This window comes from Arachidicoccus rhizosphaerae (assembly GCF_900107765.1).
GTDB lineage: Bacteria > Bacteroidota > Bacteroidia > Chitinophagales > Chitinophagaceae > Arachidicoccus > Arachidicoccus rhizosphaerae.
This window is the reverse complement of sequence record NZ_FNQY01000001.1, coordinates 307,445-328,185: the sequence shown is the minus strand read 5'-3', so window position 1 is coordinate 328,185 and position 20,741 is coordinate 307,445. Positions and strand designations below refer to the sequence as shown.

Annotated in this window: 16 protein-coding genes; 12 read left to right on the top strand and 4 right to left on the bottom strand. The window is 39.7% G+C overall.

Annotation, left to right across the window (positions count from 1 at the left end; translation table 11 throughout):
- The first annotated feature begins 4 nt into the window (after positions 1-4).
- Entirely contained in the window at positions 5-760 is a 756-nt protein-coding gene (locus tag BLU80_RS01245; protein ID WP_091392339.1) for a zinc ribbon domain-containing protein, read from the top strand.
- A gap of 212 nt (positions 761-972) precedes the next feature.
- On the opposite strand, the gene BLU80_RS01240 is transcribed toward BLU80_RS01245, so the two are convergent.
- From BLU80_RS01240 to BLU80_RS20040, 3 genes are all read right to left on the bottom strand, one after another.
- The gene (locus BLU80_RS01240) at positions 973-2,298 is read right to left on the bottom strand and encodes a citrate (Si)-synthase (protein WP_091392747.1); all 1,326 of its coding nucleotides are present in this window, start codon (positions 2,296-2,298) and stop codon (positions 973-975) included.
- A 236-nt stretch (positions 2,299-2,534) separates the two neighbouring features.
- Complete coding sequence (locus tag BLU80_RS01235) at positions 2,535-3,629, bottom strand: LptF/LptG family permease (RefSeq protein ID WP_091392337.1); 1,095 nt, start codon at positions 3,627-3,629, stop codon at positions 2,535-2,537.
- An 863-nt stretch (positions 3,630-4,492) separates the two neighbouring features.
- Positions 4,493-4,726 carry a helix-turn-helix domain-containing protein gene (locus tag BLU80_RS20040; protein WP_091392335.1) on the bottom strand — a complete coding sequence of 78 codons (234 nt, stop codon included), beginning with the start codon at positions 4,724-4,726 and terminating at the stop codon, positions 4,493-4,495.
- Between the two features lie 153 nt (positions 4,727-4,879).
- Here BLU80_RS20040 and BLU80_RS01225 point away from each other — a divergent pair, with 153 nt between their 5' ends.
- The 7 genes from BLU80_RS01225 (at position 4,880) to BLU80_RS01190 (ending at position 15,447) form a co-directional block, all read left to right on the top strand.
- Positions 4,880-6,967: a SpvB/TcaC N-terminal domain-containing protein gene (locus tag BLU80_RS01225; RefSeq protein WP_091392334.1), complete on the top strand. Its 2,088-nt coding sequence runs from the start codon at positions 4,880-4,882 to the stop codon at positions 6,965-6,967.
- A gap of 27 nt (positions 6,968-6,994) precedes the next feature.
- A complete protein-coding gene (locus tag BLU80_RS01220; RefSeq protein WP_091392332.1) occupies positions 6,995-11,647 on the top strand; it encodes an FG-GAP-like repeat-containing protein in 4,653 nt (1,550 codons plus the stop codon).
- A gap of 13 nt (positions 11,648-11,660) precedes the next feature.
- The gene (locus tag BLU80_RS01215; protein WP_091392330.1) at positions 11,661-12,083 is read left to right on the top strand and encodes a hypothetical protein; all 423 of its coding nucleotides are present in this window, start codon (positions 11,661-11,663) and stop codon (positions 12,081-12,083) included.
- 85 nt (positions 12,084-12,168) lie between these two features.
- Positions 12,169-13,227 carry a hypothetical protein gene (locus tag BLU80_RS01210; protein ID WP_091392329.1) on the top strand — a complete coding sequence of 353 codons (1,059 nt, stop codon included), beginning with the start codon at positions 12,169-12,171 and terminating at the stop codon, positions 13,225-13,227.
- Between the two features lie 9 nt (positions 13,228-13,236).
- On the top strand, positions 13,237-13,707 hold the full coding sequence (locus tag BLU80_RS01205) for a T9SS type A sorting domain-containing protein (RefSeq protein ID WP_091392327.1): 471 nt from the start codon (positions 13,237-13,239) through the stop codon (positions 13,705-13,707).
- Positions 13,708-14,436: 729 nt separating this feature from the next.
- The gene (locus BLU80_RS01195; protein ID WP_091392323.1) at positions 14,437-15,177 is read left to right on the top strand and encodes a hypothetical protein; all 741 of its coding nucleotides are present in this window, start codon (positions 14,437-14,439) and stop codon (positions 15,175-15,177) included.
- Positions 15,178-15,210: 33 nt separating this feature from the next.
- A complete protein-coding gene (locus tag BLU80_RS01190) occupies positions 15,211-15,447 on the top strand; it encodes a hypothetical protein (RefSeq protein WP_091392321.1) in 237 nt (78 codons plus the stop codon).
- Positions 15,448-17,481: 2,034 nt separating this feature from the next.
- Here BLU80_RS01190 and BLU80_RS01175 read toward each other — a convergent pair.
- Positions 17,482-17,937, bottom strand: coding sequence for a GNAT family N-acetyltransferase (locus BLU80_RS01175; protein ID WP_091392316.1), 456 nt, complete (start codon positions 17,935-17,937; stop codon positions 17,482-17,484).
- 201 nt (positions 17,938-18,138) lie between these two features.
- On the opposite strand from BLU80_RS01175, the gene BLU80_RS01170 reads away from it, so the two are divergent.
- From BLU80_RS01170 to fabD, 4 genes are all read left to right on the top strand, one after another.
- Entirely contained in the window at positions 18,139-18,570 is a 432-nt protein-coding gene (locus BLU80_RS01170; RefSeq protein WP_244518644.1) for a 6-pyruvoyl trahydropterin synthase family protein, read from the top strand.
- 35 nt (positions 18,571-18,605) lie between these two features.
- Positions 18,606-19,025 carry a 6-pyruvoyl trahydropterin synthase family protein gene (locus BLU80_RS01165; protein WP_091392312.1) on the top strand — a complete coding sequence of 140 codons (420 nt, stop codon included), beginning with the start codon at positions 18,606-18,608 and terminating at the stop codon, positions 19,023-19,025.
- A gap of 40 nt (positions 19,026-19,065) precedes the next feature.
- Positions 19,066-19,662, top strand: coding sequence for a GTP cyclohydrolase I FolE (gene folE, locus BLU80_RS01160; RefSeq protein WP_091392310.1), 597 nt, complete (start codon positions 19,066-19,068; stop codon positions 19,660-19,662).
- Positions 19,663-19,756: 94 nt separating this feature from the next.
- A complete protein-coding gene (fabD, locus tag BLU80_RS01155; protein ID WP_091392309.1) occupies positions 19,757-20,647 on the top strand; it encodes an ACP S-malonyltransferase in 891 nt (296 codons plus the stop codon).
- The last annotated feature ends 94 nt before the right edge of the window (positions 20,648-20,741 follow it).

Here is a 20,741-nt window from a genome sequence, read left to right as displayed (position 1 = left end):
AAATATGGCTATCGTAAAAGACTTCTCTGTTGAAGAAAAATTAGTTGAACTGGCTAGATTACAAAAACTGGACAGCAAATTAGATCAGATCCACATTCTTAAAGGAGAACTTCCAATGGAAGTAAGTGACCTGGAAGATGAGCTGGCTGGCCTCAACAACAGAAAAAACAGAGTAGAAGAAGAGATCAACGGGATCTCCGATTATATTGAGCAGAAAAAAGGGATTATCAAGGAATCAGAAGCATTGGTTGTCAAATACGAAAAGCAAAGCGAAAACGTAAAAAATAACCGTGAGTTTGAGGCTATTAATAAAGAAATTGAACTGCAGCAACTCGAAGGCAAACTGGCTGAAAAGCATATCCGCGATGCGAATGTAGAGCTGACCGGGAAAATCGAAGCCTTAGAGGACGTTAAAAAGAAAATAGAAGGCAAGGATTCCGTTCTGAAATCTAAAAAAGACGAACTCGGTAAGATTATCGCTGAAACAGAAAAAGAAGAAAAGGCTTTTGAAACTAAGATCGAAAAAGCCAGAACAGATATTGAAGACAGACTGCTGTATTCTTACGACCGTATCCGCAAAAATTTCCGTAATGGCCTGGCCGTTGTTCCAGTGGAAAGAGATGCCTGTGGTGGTTGCTTTAATGCAATTCCTCCCCAGAAACAAAGCGAGATCCGTCAGCGTAAAAAAGTACTGGTCTGCGAAAACTGTGGCCGTATCTTAATTGACGAAGAACTGAATGAATCCGTAAAAATCGACTAGTTCAGTCAAATCCGGACGGGCATATACCTTACTAAAAAAAGAGACTATTATTTTATTGTAAATAGTCTCTTTTTTTATGCCGCGCCGCTAAGCGCTGACGGCAAAGAAAAAGCGGAGGTCTTTTTATTACCACCGCTTTTTCTTTATAGAGCCAGGCGCTCCTCATATGTTCCACTTGCGGGCTTTTACCCGGGTGGATCTTTTTTTATATTTTATATTGCGCCCTGCTCTGCACCGGCAGCCAGCCAGTCTTTGATGGCATTGGTGGTCGTGGATTTTGGTCTTTCCAGGGGAAAGCCAAGCGCTCTGGACCAGCACATGTTGGCCATCACGCCAAGCGCTCTTGATACGCCAAATAATACGGTATAGAACTCATACTCTTTCATGCCAAAATGAACCAGTAAAGCACCACTGTGCGCATCTACATTGGGCCATGGGTTTTTAATCTTACCGGTGGCTCCCAGCACATCCGGCACCGCTTCAAAAATATTCCAGACGGTCTGTACCATGTGATCATCCGGCATATACTCTTTCCCAAATTCCATCTGCGCCAAAAACCGGGGATCCGTTCTTCTGAGTACCCCGTGTCCATAGCCGGGAACGACCTTGCCGGCAGCCAGCGTATCTTTGGTATACTGAACAATCTGTTCTTTGGTGGGTAGATCCGTGCCGAGTTTTTCCTGCATCTCAAAAATCCATTTGACCACCTCCTGGTTGGCAAGACCGTGTAAGGGGCCTGCCAGCCCGTTCATGCCGGCCGCAAAACTTAAGTAAGGGTCGCTTAAGGCGGAACCTACCAGATGCACTGTATGAGCGGATACGTTGCCTCCTTCATGATCTGCATGGATCGTCAGATACAGACGCATCAGTTTTAAGAAATCAGGTGCGTCATAACCCAGCATCTTAGCAAAATTAGCTGCCCAGTCCAGTGACTTATCACTGTTTAAAGGGGCGCCGTTTCTGTATTTTCTATTATAGACATAAGCCGCGATATAAGGTACGCGTGCAATCAGATCCACCGCATCCTCAAAAATCGGGTCCCAGTACTCTTTTTTATTAATGCCCTCGGCGTAGGCCTTGGCAAATTTACTTTCAGTCTGCAGGGCCATGATACCTGTCACAAACTGTGTCATCGGATGAGCAGAAAGGGGAAGCGCATCGATGGTTTTAAAAACGTGTTCAGGGATGTCGCTGCGCAGTGCCAGCTGTTCAGAAATTCCTTTTACATCCGCTTCTGAGGGTAATTCTCCAATCAGCATCAGATAAAACAGGCCTTCGGGTAGCGGCTCACTGCCGTCCTGCGCCTTGGGCAGATTTTCCCGAAGTTCGGGAATGGTAAACCCTCTGAATTTTATCCCTTCCAAAGGATCCAGTAAACTGACTTCACTTACGATGCTGGTAATACCGCGCATGCCCTGATATAACTGAGAGACCGTTACGGTTTCAACGGGGGTTTGCCCGTTTGTTTTCAATAGGTCTTTTATTTCTGCTGCAGCCTGCTCTGCTTTGGCGTAGAATTTCTTTTTAATCTCAATCATCTTGTCATTTTTTCCATCAAAATCCTCGCATTTTATGCTTTTAGTGCCAGAAAAACACATATTAAACATTATGCGAATCTATCTGTTTTCTTATGCCGAAGCCCTTTTTAAGGGTCCTTTCCACCATTTTTAATGCAATTCAGGGGCAAAGGCCCCTGAATTATCTTAAGCTCGGTAAAGATACTCATTAATAGCGCAAAATTCTAACAAATGTTCCAAAGTTCTCATAATAATTTCTATTTGGGGGCCTTCCGGTATAAATAGAGGGCCACCAAAATAAAAACCAGATTGGGGATCCAGGCCGCCAGCCAGGGTGTAAAATTACCCTTGGTAGAAAAAATCGTTGAAAACCGGTCCATGACAATAAAGGTCGCGGCCAGCACAAAGCCCAGGGCCAGATGCGCACCGCTTCCGCCTCTCACTTTCCGGGAAGACAAAATGACACCGATCATCGTGAGAATAAGTACGGAAAAAGGTGTGGTAAATCTGCGCCAGAATTCTATTTTAAAGGTATTGATATCCTCTCCGCCTTTGAGCTGCTCTTGTTTGATATAATCAACCAGCTCAGGAGTTGTCATTTTAACGTCGGCGTATTCATCGTCTTTTAAGTCATTTGGATTGAAGTTGAATTTCATCTTCTTTTCCGGCTCCGAGGTCAGCTTCTCCTGCATGCCATTAATGGTTCTTTCCACCACCTGGCTCAGGTTCCAATGCGGCCCTCCCGCCGTATCCCACCGGATGGTGCTGGCCCTTAAATTATAGACCAACTCATTGTTTTTTATGCGGTTCATGAAAAACGGGCCGCCGCTTTTAGCCTCGGAGTTAAAGTTTCTGATCCCGGCATAAGTAAAGGAGTCCAGCTTGAAATACAAAAGCGGGTCCTTTTTCGTGAGTTTGGAATAATTGGAATTACCATGCACATAAACGTCCTCAAAATAGGTTCGCTTCACCTCGGCCTTCGGGACGATAAAAGAGGCGGCAAATCCTAACAGTAAAGCCAGCGCCCCTCCTGTAATTAAATAAGGCCTTAAAAACCGTTTAAAGCTGGTGCCGCTGGCCAAAATGGCCACAATTTCACTGCGGCCGGCCATTTTTGAGGTAAAAAAGATCACCGCGATAAAGACAAACAGCGGAAAGAGCAGTGCAATAATATGGGGGATAAAAGAAAAATAGTAATCCGTGATGATCTTATATACAGACCATCCGCTTTGCACAAAATTGTCCGTTTTCTCGCCCACATCGATCACCACTGAGATAATGGAGAACAGGAAGATAGAGAAGAAAAAGGTCTTCAAAAATTTGCTAATGATATACCAGTCAATTTTCTTCATACTGAGTGGTTACAAAGTAAAAACAATTTACGCAGTTCCTTTACTTTTTTAAAGAAAATTGGCAATAATGACGGATGTACAGGGTTTGGATGCAGGTTGCGCCTTTTTTATACAAAGACAGGCATTTTCTTGCATTATCCATTCTAAATCTATCAAATTTGGCTGTCCGGTATGGCGGCCATTATTGTTTCAAATTTTATGTATAGATTTTCTGATTTAGAGACTACAGTAAAGACCCAAAACAACTTTTTTGAGGCAAACTAAACCAGAAAGTAAAAGCGTCGCTAAATAAATGTAAAAGCCCCGGGGTTAACTTTTGCTTGGCTGTAAATTAAGTTTTCCAAAAATAGCCAACATGTATTCCATGTCGATATTAAATAATTTTTGTCAGGCATTCTTATCCAGGGCTTGCAGATAGGTGACAGAAATACACTTATTAAATAAAGGTAGTATACAGTCAAACCTCAATCGATCAAGCATATCGTACCTCGGCATGAACTGATGGTAAGGCCGTTACGTAATGTCCATAATAGAATATGTAAGCAATCCTTTAGCACATCATTGCCCTCAAAAAGCCAATGAATGCCATAATACCCCACCAATATGCAAAAATATTGAACAAGCCCCCCAATTGTCCATTCGCACAAAATAAAATGTATCTAAAATACATTCACGCTAAAATTCAGCACTCGCAAAAAAGGGAATAGGTTTTAAAACGTCTAAGCAAAATCATATACACAATCTCAGATGAGTTAATTACAGAAACCTTTAACGCCCAAGGTTATTTTTAGGCCTTGAAAAATAACACATGTGTTGCAATCCCGGGGAATTTAGCACAACAGTTGCACAAACAATACCATTATTTATAAAAACAACTTAATCATCTCCATTACCTCTTGATCAGATAACTCAAGTATTGAACAGTATTGAAGGAAGATAGTAACTAAAATAGGGATCCTCCCATTTTCTAATTTGCTAATGTAAGACTCACTTAAATTGAGTTTTTTGGCAATCCACCACTGTTTTACATGCCTTAATTTTCTTTTATGCATTAAAAAAGCGCCAATCTGCAGTCTGTCGGGTAAATTTTTATTCATTTTATATTTAAAATTTCTTTCCTCTCAGGAAAGTGATTTTTGGTTTTAGGTAAAATAAAGTTAAACCTCTTTTATATTTTTGAAAAAATTAAATTAATAAGCACTTAATTAACAATGTTTATATATTAAAATAGCTTAATACCAACTGAACCGATGAGAAAAACAATCCTGCTAATCGCTTTCATATTAATTTTAGGAAACATATTTGGACAAGACAGCATCAACCCCAATACAACCACACACCCACTAGCGGCTCCGGTGCCCCTGGGGACGCCTCCTGGTACAGGTTCAATATCTGGAGCAACCAATGTAACATATGGCCAAACATATATATACTCATTCAGCGGAACCTCCTACCCCAATTTGCAGTGGCAGGTCACAAACGGCACTATTATCAGCTCCACAACAACCAGTGCAAAAGTGGTGTGGGCTGGATCAGTTGAAATGGTTTCTGCAAATACACCTATTTCCGAGGACTTTCCTCCAATTTATGCTCTTGGCGGCCCCAACCATCAGCTCCAATCTTATAAATTAAATACACCTGGTCAAACAATGGAAGGCAGTATTTCGGTTTATTCCAATGGCGGTCTAATAACTAGCCAGATAGTTACAATTACCATTCCCCCCATCCATAGCGGTAGCATTTCTCCAAATAACCAAATAGTCGTTGAGGGGCAACAACCAACATCGCTTTCTTATTCTGGTGCCACAGGCGGCACAGGCCAATCCTTTTCTTACCAATGGCAATCATCCACTGACAATCAGACCTGGACTGACATACCCGGCGCCACTGGGCTAACTTATAATCCCGGCCCCCCTACATCAAAAAATACTTATTATCATGTTTCTGTAAAACAAGGATCAGCCACCGAAACATCATCACCAGCGTCCATTGAAAAAATCCTAACGGCAACACCTCCCCCGATATCATCGGTACAGGATGACAACTACACAATCGATTTGTCAAAGCCTGTTGGGACTCCCACAGGCGGTATAAATGTTGGCAGCGATGGAGGCGTTCAATATATTGTTCCCATCGGTGTACTCCCCGGAACCAATAGCCTTCAACCCAGCATCCGACTTATTTATAATTCACGGGGAGGTGTCGGTATTGCCGCAAAAGGCTGGAGTTTAAGTTGCTTCTCAGAAATCAAAAGAACAGGTAAGTCTTTTTATTTTGATGGCCAAACTACTCCTGTCGCCTTTAACAACACTAATGACATTTTTTCCTTAGACGGCCATCGGTTATTTCCTATTACTGGCACTAATGGCGCTGACGGGACTGTTTATGGTAAAGAAAACGAAGACTTCTCTAAGATCATTTCACATGGCGGCTCAAATAGCACAGGCCCGGATTGGTTTGAAGTAACCCAAAAAGACGGCACAATACTAGAATATGGCAAGGCATTAAACAGCAAATTCCCCTCTAATAACGCAACCTATATTTGGCTACTTAACCGAGTAACAGACAGAAACGGCAATTATTGCATCTTTAAATACAATATTGACCCCGGCCAATATGCCTATGCACTCACTGAAATTGACTATACAGGCAATGATGCGGCTGGATTACAACCCTACAATAAAATCGTATTTTCTTATTCCATTAAGCAAACTCCTACAAGCACCCTTCAATATAAAGATGGAATTCAGATAGAAACTCCTTATCTCTTAGATTCCATTTCAGTAATAAATAGTGCTGGAACTGCTTCTAGTCGATATATGATGAGTTACAAAGTACAACAGGGGCAATATTACCTGAAGACTATTACGGAACAGGGCTCAGACGGATCTGCCAAAAATCCTTTAGTATTTAAATATGGCGCCGATAATGCTACCCCTCCTGTCGCATTATCTTCTTCCCTAGGAGGTCTGGAAACAGACGGATCAATATATTCTGGAAATTTTAGCGGTGCAGGCACTGATGGAGTCATTTCGGCAATCCTTAAGCCGGATAACAACGGCCAAACTCAATACCTTGGTTTTAATATGTATGGAGATCTCGCAAAAGACCCAAATAACCCGGTACTCCATCTCGACTATTCGAAAAACTTAAACGATTCTAGCCTAGTCTATGATTTACCAACTGATAAAAGAGGCAAATATGACGCTTTGACATCCGATTACAATGGTGACGGAAAGGCTGATGTTCTATTTGCCGGATTCTCGGACTCATCCGGAGTTAGGAAATTAGAAAAGATTCAAATCAACCTAACTAAATTACTTCCAAATGACAAATAGGGCTATGATTCCATTGTGAATAATAATATGCCCGTAATTGCCGGTGATGGGAAGTTTAATTATGTGGGCAAGACCTATATTCTTCCCGGTGATTTCGACGGCGACGGATATCAAGACTATATTTTAATATTAGGAAAAGGAGATATTTACCACTACAAGGCTTTCTTTTGCTCCCCGCATAAAAACCTGTACAATATAGAAGTAAGCGGTCTGGGCATTCAAACTAATACTCTTTATCAATATGAATATTACGCATCTTCAATTATCAATTGCCAGGTTCGTCCTGTTGATATAGATGGCGATGGAAAAACGGACCTAATGGTTTCTAATAACGAGGGAACCCATTTTATAAAAATAAATAACGTCGGCACTTCTACAGCCTACGTCTTAGAGGCAACAGAATCCTTTAGCTCCAGTGTTATCAACGGTACCCTCCCGATTTACTCAGGAGATTTTAATGGTGATGGCATAACTGATTTTTTGGTTAGGTCAACACCCGAAACAGGAAACAATTCTTCTGCGCAGCACACCGGCATGTATGGCCCCTGGAATATCTTTTATGGAAGCCCCTCCAGCCTAATAGCACAAACATTCTATTTCAAATACGCTCCCGCTTTAAAGGGTGACGGTTACAGCAATACGCACCTTTTAATGGTGTCAGATTTAAATAAAGACGGGAGGTCAGATATCTGGCAATCTTTAGACTTTATAGACGGCACGACTGGTGTACTCAAGTCTCGGCATATTGCCTATTATAAAACCGATGGGGTAAATTCGGAAGACGGTCTTAATGGCTTCATTTCACAGACTGATACGACTGCCACCAGCATCAATTCAGATGTGAACAAAGAACCCGTATTCGGAGACTTTAACGGCGATGGCAAAACCGATATGATGACCATTCAGGGCAGCTCGGTGCGGTTTATCTATCCAATACCGGAAAGAGAGAGCCAGATGCTTGCTCAGGTAACAAACGGCCTTGGCAGTAAGACAAAAATCACTTATGACAGGATCAATAAAGAGGTCGTATACACAAAAACAACCGGAGAGGGGAGTAATAGCCTTTTCCCGTCCTTCGAATCAGCATTATATGTGGCCAGCAAAATTACCACTTCAAATGGCATTGGAGGTGAAGCTAGTACATCCTATCACTATTCGGACGCGACATTTAATCCGACAAGGGGCTTTCTCGGATTCCATCAGCAAAATACACAAAATGAGGCAACAGGCATCAATAGTTTTACAGTCGTCAAGTTTAATCCGAATTTCTTAAGGCCTACAATCAGCTTTCGGTATACCCTAAACCAGACGAATGACACGATTTCTAAGCAAATAATTTCTGACTCTTTAGTAGCCATGTCTACAGATCCTGGGAATAGACGTTTTACCTATCAAATAAATAAAATCATAGGATATGACGGAATCTCGGGTGCTGCTACTCAGGTTGTGAACACTTACGATGCCTTTGGCAATATTACAAAAGCAGTTACCACTAAAGGTAGCTTGACTAACGGGGTATTAACCGGTGCTGTGGAAATAAAGACAGTAAGTACCGCCTACGGCATCCATAATACTCCGGTAGCGGCCTTTCCCAATAGTATCACCTATTCCAATACGAGATCTGGTCAAGCAGCAGTAACTAAGCTCTCTACATATAGCTATGACAGTAAAGGCAACACCTTGGTCGTGACTCACTATGCAGGTACAGCGAAAGCAGTTACAACAACCTACAGCTATAGCAATACTGGCAATGAAACAAAAATTGTGCAGGCCAGCACCGGACTATCCAGCAGAACCTTGGAGAAGTTCTACGATCCACAAGGTAGATTCCTTATTCAAACCAAACAGACAGGAAGCGGAATTACTAAAAATGCTTACTTTACCTATGACGACGGGGGTAACTTATTAAGTGATAAAAATTCAGCTGGGCTCACAACCACCTATCTGTACACAGGCTTCAACAACCTAAAAAAGAAAACCCTCCCAGAAGGATACAGCATTGACATAGCCTATAGCTGGGAAACAGCGTCTGGTAAAAGGTTCTCTATTTCCCAAACCAGACCAGGTGGAGGCCGCGATATAAAAATCTGGTATGATGATTTGGGCCGTGCCGTTGCTAAACAAACCAGTGGATACAACAATAAAAACGCCACGCAAGAGTTTACCTATGATGCGAAAGGCCAATTAATAAGTAGTACAGCACCACATTATTCAACTGAGACTGCGGTAACTACGAATTACTTTTACGATAATGTTAGCCGACTTACTAAGGTCAGTAACGCAAAGAATTACACTTCTTTTGCTTTTGCAAAACAAACAGGAGGTAAATATAAAGTAACGACAACCAAATCATCGGGTCAGTCTTCTTACATTATCACAGATGCGACAGGTCAAATAGTCAATGCCTCGGATAATGGTGGTTTGTTGAGCTATAGCTATGACAGCTGGGGTAATAGAATTAAAACGATGATGGGCGGAAAAGCACTGATAACTAACAGTTATGATAGTTATGGCCGGCTGGCTGCCATTACCGAACTTAATTCAGGAACCTTTAACTATTCATATGATGCTTTTAACCAGCTTATTAGCCAATCGGACCCGCTTGGGCACTCATATACCATAAATTATGACGATTTTGGAAGAGTCAGTAGCCGTGTTGGCCCGGAAGGAACAACTTCCTATTCTTATTATAACAATGCCGCCAATGGGTACAACGATGATCATATAGCAAAAGTTATCGGATTTTATGGAGAGGAAACTGATTTTACTTATGATGAAAAAATGCGGCTGAATTCCAAAAAAATTATAGTAGATGGCAGTAATTATATGACTACCTTTACCAACGACCTTTATGGAAATGTTGTTAAAGAAGCATTACCTGATGGTTTGGTCATAAACAAGACATATGACCACAATGGTTCTTTGACAGCCACAGACTTACAGGACGGCTCCACGGGTGTAGCCAAAAATGTATTCACGGCAACAAATATTAATGGCGCAGGGGCTTACACTGGGTATACCTTAGGCAATGGCAAGACCAGCCAAATAACCTATGACATGACTCTCGGTAAGCCAACCCGTTATTATACAGCAGGTATTCAGGATCTGAACTTTGTTTTTGATAATAATACCGGTAATCTGACTTCAAGAAAGGATGCTATTTATAACTTAACCGAGACATTTTCCTACGATAATTTAAACCGCCTTACAGGAAACAAAGTAAACAATGTTCAACAGCAATTAATAAATTATGATAACACAGGAGGCGTATCCTTTGGTAATATTGTCCAAAAAAGCGATGCCGGCAAATATGTTTATAATACGACAAAAATTAATGCCGTAGCCTATATTACGGATACAGGTACTAATGGAACGCTCCCTCCCCCTAATATTTCAACGGGTGAACAAAAAATCGGATACACGCCTTTTTTGATGACGGATTCTATTTCCGAAAACGGAATAGTTGTAAGATATAAATATGGATTTGGATATTCCAGGATTAAAAGCGTTAAAACTGTAAATGGCTCGATCCAGGAAACCAGATACTACTTTAATGATTTTGAAAAACAGATAAAAGGAAGCACAAGCAGATATATCCACTACCTGCATAACGGCAAGCAGCTTTACGCCATTGCAGTTAAAGAGGGATCTGCTCCAGTCAAGGTGTATTACACTTATACAGACTACCTTGGAAGTATTCTTGCAGTAACTGATAGTACAGGAGCCGTTATCGCAAGGCAAAATTTCGATCCATGGGGTAGACATAGAAATGCGACCAATTGGTCTTACAATAATATTGCATCTGTCCCCGACTGGCTTTATAGAGGTTTTACTGGTCACGAAGAACTGCCGGAATTTGGCGTAATTAACATGAATGGACGCATGTACGACCCCGTTCAGGGAAGAATGCTAGCTCCGGATAAATTAGTCTCGAATATTTTAAGCAGCCAGGCATACAACCGGTTTAGTTACGCGCTAAACAACCCTTTGATATATGTCGATCCTTCAGGATTCTTAGCACAACAAACAGATGGAGATTATTGGAATGGGGGGTATAACGGCGGAGATGCAAACATTTTGCCAGACGTAATTATCGGTTCTGGTTCAGGAAGTACGACTGACAATCCCACAGAATTGCCAATAAACTTAGACCCTGGGAACCCTTTCTATGGCTATAACCCACCAACAACCGGTCCGGGTAGCGGAGGTGGTGGTAGCGGAGGAGGAGCCAGTGGAGGAAGCTCACGTAGTGGCGACCCAAACAGCCATAAAATATACAACTCAGAAGTAGTAAAAGTAGATACATATGATAATATTAAAGCAGATAATGATATTGAGGCAACAGGGAAAGAAGCACCAATAATCCAGGTTAGTGATCTTGTCGATAAATCCATGACTGCTACAGATGCTAGTCTTCAGGGAGCGCAAAAAATAGCAAATACCGTAAGCAAAACAGAAGGAGCTATTACGACTTTAGAAGATATCCCCGTGTTAAGTGCAGTCGGTAAAGTTGCAGCTGGAGTTGTCGCTGGCCATAAAATATATATGGGAGCAACAGATTTCAAAAATCATTGGTTCGATCTTGCAGAGGGTGTAGGGTATGTAACCCTAGCAATTGCGGCACCAGAAATATTATTAGGCTATTCAATAACAACAACAATTATTGACTTTTTTAGATAAATTTTAAAATATTATGAAAACCGTAGATATAATTTTAACAGGCTTATACGACCATTTTATTCGCATGAAAAAGAGACGAAGAAAAATAGTTCCATGGTTTGAAACATGTTCAGCACTCGCGTTTGCTGTAACTATCTCGTTTACTCTCATGCTAAAAATAGTATTCAATAAATCGTTAGATTTTAAAAAAATTCCTGAATATTACTTTTTACTACTGTTTTTATCATTCGGTATAGGAGTTTTCGTATTATCAAAATCATACTATTTTAGGAATGATAAACACATTAAGTTAATGGATTTATATCTTGAAAAATACTCAGAGGCTGACAGAAAAAAAATTAGATATTTTGTGACAATTGGTTTATCCATTTTCCCGTTTTTCTTAATGTTTATAATGTGGCTGCAAGCCTTCACAAATTTCTGGCAAGGTTTCTAAAGCATTCTTGTTGAAAAGAAACGGATAAGGATAATCATAGAATATTAGAGGACAATTCCACAAAACTGAAAATAAATCACCAGTAATGAATAAAATTCACGTAAGCATCCTTTATATTATAATTACATTAATTGTGGTAAAGGGCTATTCTCAAAATAACAATGTTAAGCCGCTTGAGATTATGCATACAATTAATAGGTTAGGAAAACTAAATATCAAGTCTTTTGCTATTGAAAATAAATTACCCAGTACCTATATAATCGGCTTTTTCAATAAAAAAAACAGCAATACTCCGACTAAAATAATCCCACCGAACGGGACCATTAGCGATTATGTATTAGACTATTTAAAATCGGCCCTTCAAGGACATTTAAATAGTGAAGGGGAGAATATAAAATTTATATTGAACGAATTCAGCGCTGGACAGGACTCTTCTCAGGAAGAGACCCTATCTTATGCAAAGCTAAATGCTGATGTATTTGAGACCCTTCCAACGGGTGATTCAACCTACCTGGGTACATACGATTCAACTATTATATCTCAAAATCAAAATACTGGACTTGGTGGTCAAATTTCGGATTTGTTGTTTGGCCTAATAAAATTTAGTAATGGGCTTTTAATCAGTACATCAGCAAAAGGAACTAATACTTTCATTAATAGTCGGATCAAGCTAAAAAACAGACAAGAGCCAACACAAAACAGAATAACAAAAGAAACTACATATCCTACCGGAATATATACGTCATTCAAGCAATTTTTAGATGATGCCCCTGCTATTACAAGTTTTAGAGTTTCATTCGATACTAAAACAGATTCGGTAGCATTCTTTAAAATAGATTCTAAGGATAGTTCAGGCACAGCAATTGACAGTATTTGGGGACTTGCTGCTGGCAATGAATTATATAAATATTCAAATGGCAGTATCGTTCCAATTGAAAAACTGGATAATGGCTTTTTCCTATCCAAATACGTCGATCCCAAATTAAGGAAGAACCATGCCAGCTTTTGGCGAAACAATATTGGCAATAAGACCGATACTCACAACCCATTCGATAATAAATACAACGTAACAGTCAAAATCAAAAACGGCTTAGAGTTTCAAGCGACCCGCATTGACATGCGAACAGGTAATTTAACCTTTTAATTAAACATCATGAAACGCATTAAGTTTATTTACTATTTCTCTTTAATCTTTTCTATACTACTTGTTTCAAGGGTAAGCGCACAAACTATACCATCAGGGAGCGTAGGTATAGTATACACCTATGACGCAACAGGCAATAGAATTGACCGAAAATACGTCGCCAATAACTCCCCTTCCGAAACTGCCGGAATAATCAATAACGACAGCTCATCAATAAAGGCCAAAAATACCTTCAAGATTATTCAGGTTAACGCTCTTTACCCGAACCCTACAACTGGAAAAGTTACCATAAGCCTTGTATCTCCGGTTGTCAATGCTACTGTACAAATATTCGATGCTGCTGGGCATCTTATCCTCCAGAATAAACAATCCGGTAACCAACTAAAAGTTGACCTTTCTCGATATCCGGCTGGCATTTACTTTTTGCACCTACTTCAAAAAGAAGGATATCTTAATCTAAAAATTATAAAGAAACAGTAGCCTATAAGCTATTATTGATCATGGTTTTAAAGTTGGCTTTTGGTTCAGTTACGTCTAATAAATTAATTTTGAAATGAAAATATTAGACTTGTTTTGTGTCAGTATTTATGCGCATTATAACAAAATGAAGCAAAAAGGTAGATCTGTTATACCTTGGTTTGAGACCTGCTGCGTCATTGCCCTATCGCTGGCAATTACAGCCTTAGTTTTTACCAAATTAATATTATCCAAATACAAAAATTTAATGCTTTTTGACAACGAAAATACTTTTTTAATATCTTTTCTCAGTTTTTGTATTTGCATTTTTTTTATTGTAAAAAGATATTTTTTCAATAAAGACAAACATTTAAAAGCATTGGAAATGTTTTATGGTACGTATTCTGACAAGCAAAGAAACAGATGCTCTTTCATCTCATTATCCATATTAGTATTCCTTCCTCTATTCATTTATTTGTTTTTGTACCTTCAGGCTGTTAATATAATTTAAAATGTCCCCGAAAATATTTACTACAATAAGGTTCTTTATCGTTAATCATTCTTTCAACCTCTTGATTATACAGGTGACGGCAGAAATCTCACCCTAGCCTGCAACATAATAAGGACAAAGTAGCTTAGTAGTGCCGAAAACGTAGACAGGTGCATTGATTTAACACCGAATTTGAAATTAGTCAAAATTATCTGAGTGCGCCTCTTTAGCATTGATATACTTCAATTTCTTTTGATTAAATTATGATTAAATATAATCTTTCAATTCTATTTAGATACAGAATGTTTTTCCATGGTTTAATTTATACATTGATAATATTTATAATATTCGAACTTAGTATAATAAAGTTCCCAAACGAAGTCCTTGAAATATGTTTAGTCTTCATTTGGCTTTCTCCTTTTATAATTTTAAATAAAGTATATTCATGGTATTCATTAAAAGTTTTATTTTGTATTGATGAAGAGGAGATTCAAATTATCACAATAGAGAAAAAGAAAAAATGGCTAATAGGAAAGCAAAATAAGGACAAAAAAGTAGTATTTGATAATTTAGAAAGTTTCGGATACAAAAACGTGCCAAATAAATTTTGGGAAGTATTCTTTAACTTAAATCAGAAACGCCACGTAAGAGTGTCTTTCTACCTATTAGATAAAGAGGTAGAAATGGATAATATTAATGCCATAAAAGAGGAAATATTAAAGGCAGTAGCTAATTATAATGCCAAAGTAAAAACAAAAAAAGAAATCTTTATCATAAAGAGTTTTTATTCTTCAAATCTAGCAAAACTCTTAATTATTATTTTATTAATATCTTATGCAGTAGTATTGATACTAGCAATAATGCAGAAGTCAATGAGTTTAGTTCCAGGGTTAATTATTGGCCCTTTATTATTATTCCAAATGATTTCAAAGAGAATAGGGGATAATAGAGAATATAAAGATTTAAAAGCCAGATTAGATAACCATACTCCGGTAAGTTTTTAAGCTAGGGGGAAAAAATAAAATTTTCTTGATTTTGTGGCGAATTTATTCATAAGCGGTGAAAGAGAAGGAAATAGGCTCTTCGGAGCCCAGGCTGTCATTACTGTTGCACAAGTAGCAACGGTATTCATTAATAAGGACCTAAATAAGTTAAAGGTTCCGGACGGAGCTGGAGCTGATATTGCCTTTGCAGCCATTGGGACATTTGGAGGTCCAACCGGATTTGGAATTTCAACTATTTACTTTTTAGGGGAAGCAGCAGATTGGTGGTAATTTATAAAAATTAACAAGGAAATTTAAATGAAATATTACAAATACATATTATACAAACTATATAAATGGGCTTTGAATAAAAACCGTGGCAGCAATACGCCAATCACTTCCGTAGTCACAACAATGGTTACTGTTCACATGATTCAATTATTTGCTATTTATAACTTTATTCTAGCCTATTTTGATGTCCCAATAATTTATAACAGAACCGATTTAATCTTATATATTATTATCTTTATTGCAGCCGACATTGTTTTCCATTTAACGCTGTGTACACAAAAAAAATGTAAATCATATCTTGAAATATTTCAAAAAGAAAATAAAAGACAATCTAAACTAGGTTCATTGTTCGTTTTATTATATATCTTTGGAAGTTTTATATTAGTGGCATTATCAATATGGTTAATGTATAATACTAAGTTTAAAACATAATGTATACTTCATCAGGGCTCGTGGATTTGGATATAAGTAATATTTCGCTATAGGAATTATATCTCCTCAATAACCAGACAATAGAAATCTATATTAGTTTCACATTCCCATAAATTCCTAAATTCTACTTTATATTTCTTTTCTTACTATTATCAAAATTTCGGTAATAATTTAAGCGACCATAGCGCCGATATTTAGGCATTTTGAATTGAGCTTTTTTATTTTATTGCAATTCAGCTATAAACTTAAGTTTGAAAAAATAATTTCTGTGAGTTATTTGGTGTAGTACCATGATTTGATACTCCTCATGGAAAACGGGTTGTCTGATTTTTCTTTCATGCCAGCTCAACTGGTTAACTTCATAACCGATCCGGACATGAGCGATAAAATAAAATGATTATATAATTAGTTTTAAGTGGCCGCCTGGCACTCTTCCAAGCCCAGGAAGAATTGTCGCAAGTGCAACCGCTGATATTATTGTGTCAGCAGCAGTTGATGGGGAGCTCGGGTTGGATGGGATATTGCTACCGTTTTCTTTATCGGCGAAGCTGCTGGCTGGAGGTGATTTAAAATAATTTAAATTATGAAATGCTATAGATATATACTTTTTAAACTTTATTCCTGGGCGTTAATTAAAAGGAGAGGTAGTAACACCCCTATTGGGAATGTGGTATTTACCATGGTTACTGTTCATTTAATTCAGTTTTTTGCGATGTACAACATCCTCCTGATTAATGTTGATGCTCCAATGATATATCTACCAAAATATTTAATATTTATTATTTTAATGTTTTTAGTGTCCTGTATATTATATTATTATATTCTATGTACTAGAGAAAAGCTTCAAAGGTATTTAATTGAGTTTCACAACGAAACTAAGGAGAGTTCTCGATTAGGCACTATTTGGGTGTTATTTTATTTAATTGGGAGTTTTTTTATGTTTGCTATTTCAGTTTGGATGATACATAAATACGGATTGTATCATGTATTAGGATTCAGGTAGTCATTGCCTGTCTAAATTAATATGTGTAAAATTGATTTTCAGCTTCTAAATGATTAGCGAGTAATTTATTTATAAATTGACAATTGTTAAATCCTAAGTAAATATGTCAATGCATTTTTAAGTTTATTGCAGGTATTAAACTGTATATATATTTTAGCAATACTCCAGCAACTTTATAATAAATTTTTTCTTGAAAAAGCATATTGATTCAACAAAAACAAGCACATTAAGTCAATGGAAATTGATATTTAAAAATATTCGAAGACAAAAATAATTTCAATTAGATATATTGTAACCATTGGGAATCCACTTCTGCCATATGTTTGTATGTTTATAAAGTGGCTACAGGAAAGTAATACTTTTTGGCAACGGTTTTAAATCTATGAATTCAAACGAACCTTGAAACATTCATATTTCGATTGCGGCCGCCCAGGTTATGGCTTCATATCATTCTATAACAATATCCATATTTATTAAATTGTTTCTCCTGGACAAATTCTAAGGTTGAAAAATCTCCTGAGACTATAATCCCCAATATCATTTATGATCTTTCGGCCTACCAAACTTTGACATTTAGATAGCTTGTTCACCCAGTCTACTTAAAAATCAAGGGAACAATTCACCCATTCATTATCTAGCTGGGCACCATACTTCTTATAGAAATCGAGGGCAGGCGTATTCCAGTCCAAGGCCTGCCATACCATTCCCCTGAAATTTTCAGCCCTTGCAATCTCCAGTAATGCATCAAACAAACCTTTTCCAAGACCCTGACCTCTGTATGCTTCACTGACGATTAAGTCTTCCAGATAGAGCCTTTGTCCCTTCCAGGTGGAATACCGGATATAATAAAGCGCCAGACCGACTAGTTTGTTTTTTTCAGTGTCCTCCACCACCAAAGCCCACCAGACCGGCTGCGCGCCGAAGCCGCTTTGCTCAAAATGCTGCAGATCGACAGTCACTTCTTCCGGCGCTTTTTCAAAAAGCGCCAGCTCACGGATCAGCTCCATCATTTCACGACAGTCTTCTTTGTTTGCTTTGCGAATTATTAAAGCCATATAGGATTGAAATTTATAAAGTGATAGAAATCCTTATTTACCCGCCCTAAATGTACAAAATCCTTCGTTACTCCCTCTTTTATTACGGCCTTTTGGCGTTCTATGCAGCATTTGACGCTGATTATACCGGTGTAAAATAGACCTGAAGGCAGCCCTTATACCCGGGGCTACCCCTTGTTTACCCAAAAAATCCGATTATCTTTGTCAAAATTTTTAGAGATGGTGTATCTGACGCGCCTGGAACATTTTAATGCAGCGCATAAACTCTATAACCCTGATTGGACAAAAGAACATAACGAGGCCGTTTTCGGCCTCTGTGCCAACGAAAACTGGCACGGGCATAATTTTGAGCTCTTTGTTACCGTAAAAGGTAACCCAGATCCGGATACCGGTTTTTTAATGGACGTAAAGGCACTGAGCCGTATCGTCAACGAAAAGGTGATTGAATTTTTGGACCATAAGAACTTAAATATCGAAGTCCCTTTTCTGCAGGGCAAAATGTGTACAACAGAGAACCTGGCCATTGCCATCTGGGAACAGATCGTACCCCATCTCCCTGAAAATGTACAACTTCACCGGATCAAACTATACGAGACCCCTCGTATTTATGTGGAATATTTTGGAGAGAATTAGCAGTAACGCTTTATTAATCAATAAGTAATTTCAGTATGGGACTCGAAAAAGTGGCCGTTTACAGAAAAGCTCATTTTAATGCTGCCCACCGGCTGCATGTGGCTGCCTGGGATGAGCCAAAAAATAATCAGGTTTTTGGTAAATGCAATAACCCGCATTTTCACGGACATAATTATGAACTGATTGTAAGGGTTACCGGCCCGGTAGATCCCGTGACCGGCTTTGTCGTAGACCTTAAATGGTTAAATGATGTTATCCAGCAGGAAGTGATCCTTCGTTTCGACCATAAGAACCTAAATCTGGATACCCAGGAGTTTAAAACCCTGATCCCCACGGCGGAAAACATCGCTATTGTGATTTACCGGCTGCTGCGTCCAAAAATAGATCTGGCCCTCGATCTCCAGGTGCGCCTCTATGAAACAGAGCGCAATTTTGTGGAGTTCCCGGCATCCTAACCTATATTTGTACTCTTATTTTTACGCTAACAAGAACCATATGGCATATATAAAACAAGAATCATACGATCAGGAGATTACCGACGAACTGGCCGGGCATTACAGATCTGCTTTGAGTCTGCTGGGAGAAAATCCGGACAGGGAAGGTCTTTTAAAAACCCCGGATCGTCTGGCCAAAGCCATGCAGTATCTGACGCAGGGTTACCAGATGGACGCCGTTGAAATTTTAAACTCTGCCAAGTTTCACGAACCCATCAGTGAAATGGTCATTGTAAAAGATATTGAACTCTATAGCCTTTGTGAACACCACCTGCTGCCCTTTATCGGCAAGGCACATGTAGCCTATATCCCCAACGGCTGGATCACCGGACTGAGCAAGGTGGCAAGGGTCGTAGATGTCTTCTCTCACCGGTTACAGGTGCAGGAGAGACTGACCGTTCAGATCCTGGAAGCCATTAAGGAGGCCCTGAACCCGCTTGGTGTGGCCGTAGTCATTGAAGCCAAACATCTGTGTATGATGATGCGCGGTGTGGCTAAACAAAACTCTTATACCACCACCTCTTCTTTTGACGGAGAGTTCGAAAATGACAGAACCAGAAGTGAATTCATGAAACTGATCTCCGCCAATCTGCATTAGTACGGCCTGAATCTTATTATTAAATCCCGGTAAAGCTAGGGTCAACACGTTTAGCCTTGCCGGTTTACATATTAACGCATTAAATTAAACACGAATGAAGCACGCATTTGTATTTCCGGGCCAGGGTGCCCAGTTCAGCGGAATGGGAAAATCTCTTTATGAACAAAATGATAAGGCCAGAGGCTACTATGAACAGGCCAACGGCATCCTCGGATTCAGGATTACGGATATCATGTTCAGCGGAAGCGCCGACGAACTCAAAGAGACCAAAGTCACCCAGCCGGCCGTGTTTTTACATTCTGTGATCGCGTATAAAACCCTGGAAAGCCCTAGGCCGGATATGGTGGCCGGACACTCCCTGGGTGAGTTCTCCGCCTTAGTGGCTAACGGCGTTCTCAGTTTTGAGGACGGACTGAAGCTGGTCAGCATCCGGGCCCAGGCCATGCAGAAAGCCTGCGAGATCAATCCTTCCACCATGGCCGCCATCCTGGCACTGCCGGATGAGACAGTAGAAGCCATCTGCAAAGAAATAGAAGCCACTTCGGGAGAAATCGTGGTTCCCGCCAACTATAACTGCCCCGGTCAGCTGGTCATCAGCGGATCCTTAAAAGGCATTGACCTGGCCTGCGCGGCGCTCAAAGAAGCCGGCGCAAAAAGAGCTTTGGTGCTGCCCGTGGGTGGTGCCTTTCATTCACCGCTGATGGAGCCTGCCAGAGAGGAACTGGCCGCAGCCATCCAGGCCACCAGCTTCCACCGACCTTCCGCCCCTGTATATCAAAATGTTACGGCCGCAGCCGTCACCGATCCGGCTGCCATCAAATCTAATTTAATTGCCCAGCTGACAGGCGCCGTTAAATGGACGCAGTCCGTTCAACAGATGGTCCTTGATGGTGCCACCCGGTTTACAGAGTGTGGCCCGGGTAAAGTTTTACAGGGTCTCATCAGTAAAATCCATAAGGAAGCAGAGACTGACGGCGTCCAGTAATGGATGAAGGCGGCTTTATGCGGTGACCCGGTGATCAAATCATACCAAGAGCGGGCATACAAAAGAGGATTCTTTTATATGCCCGCTCTTGGCC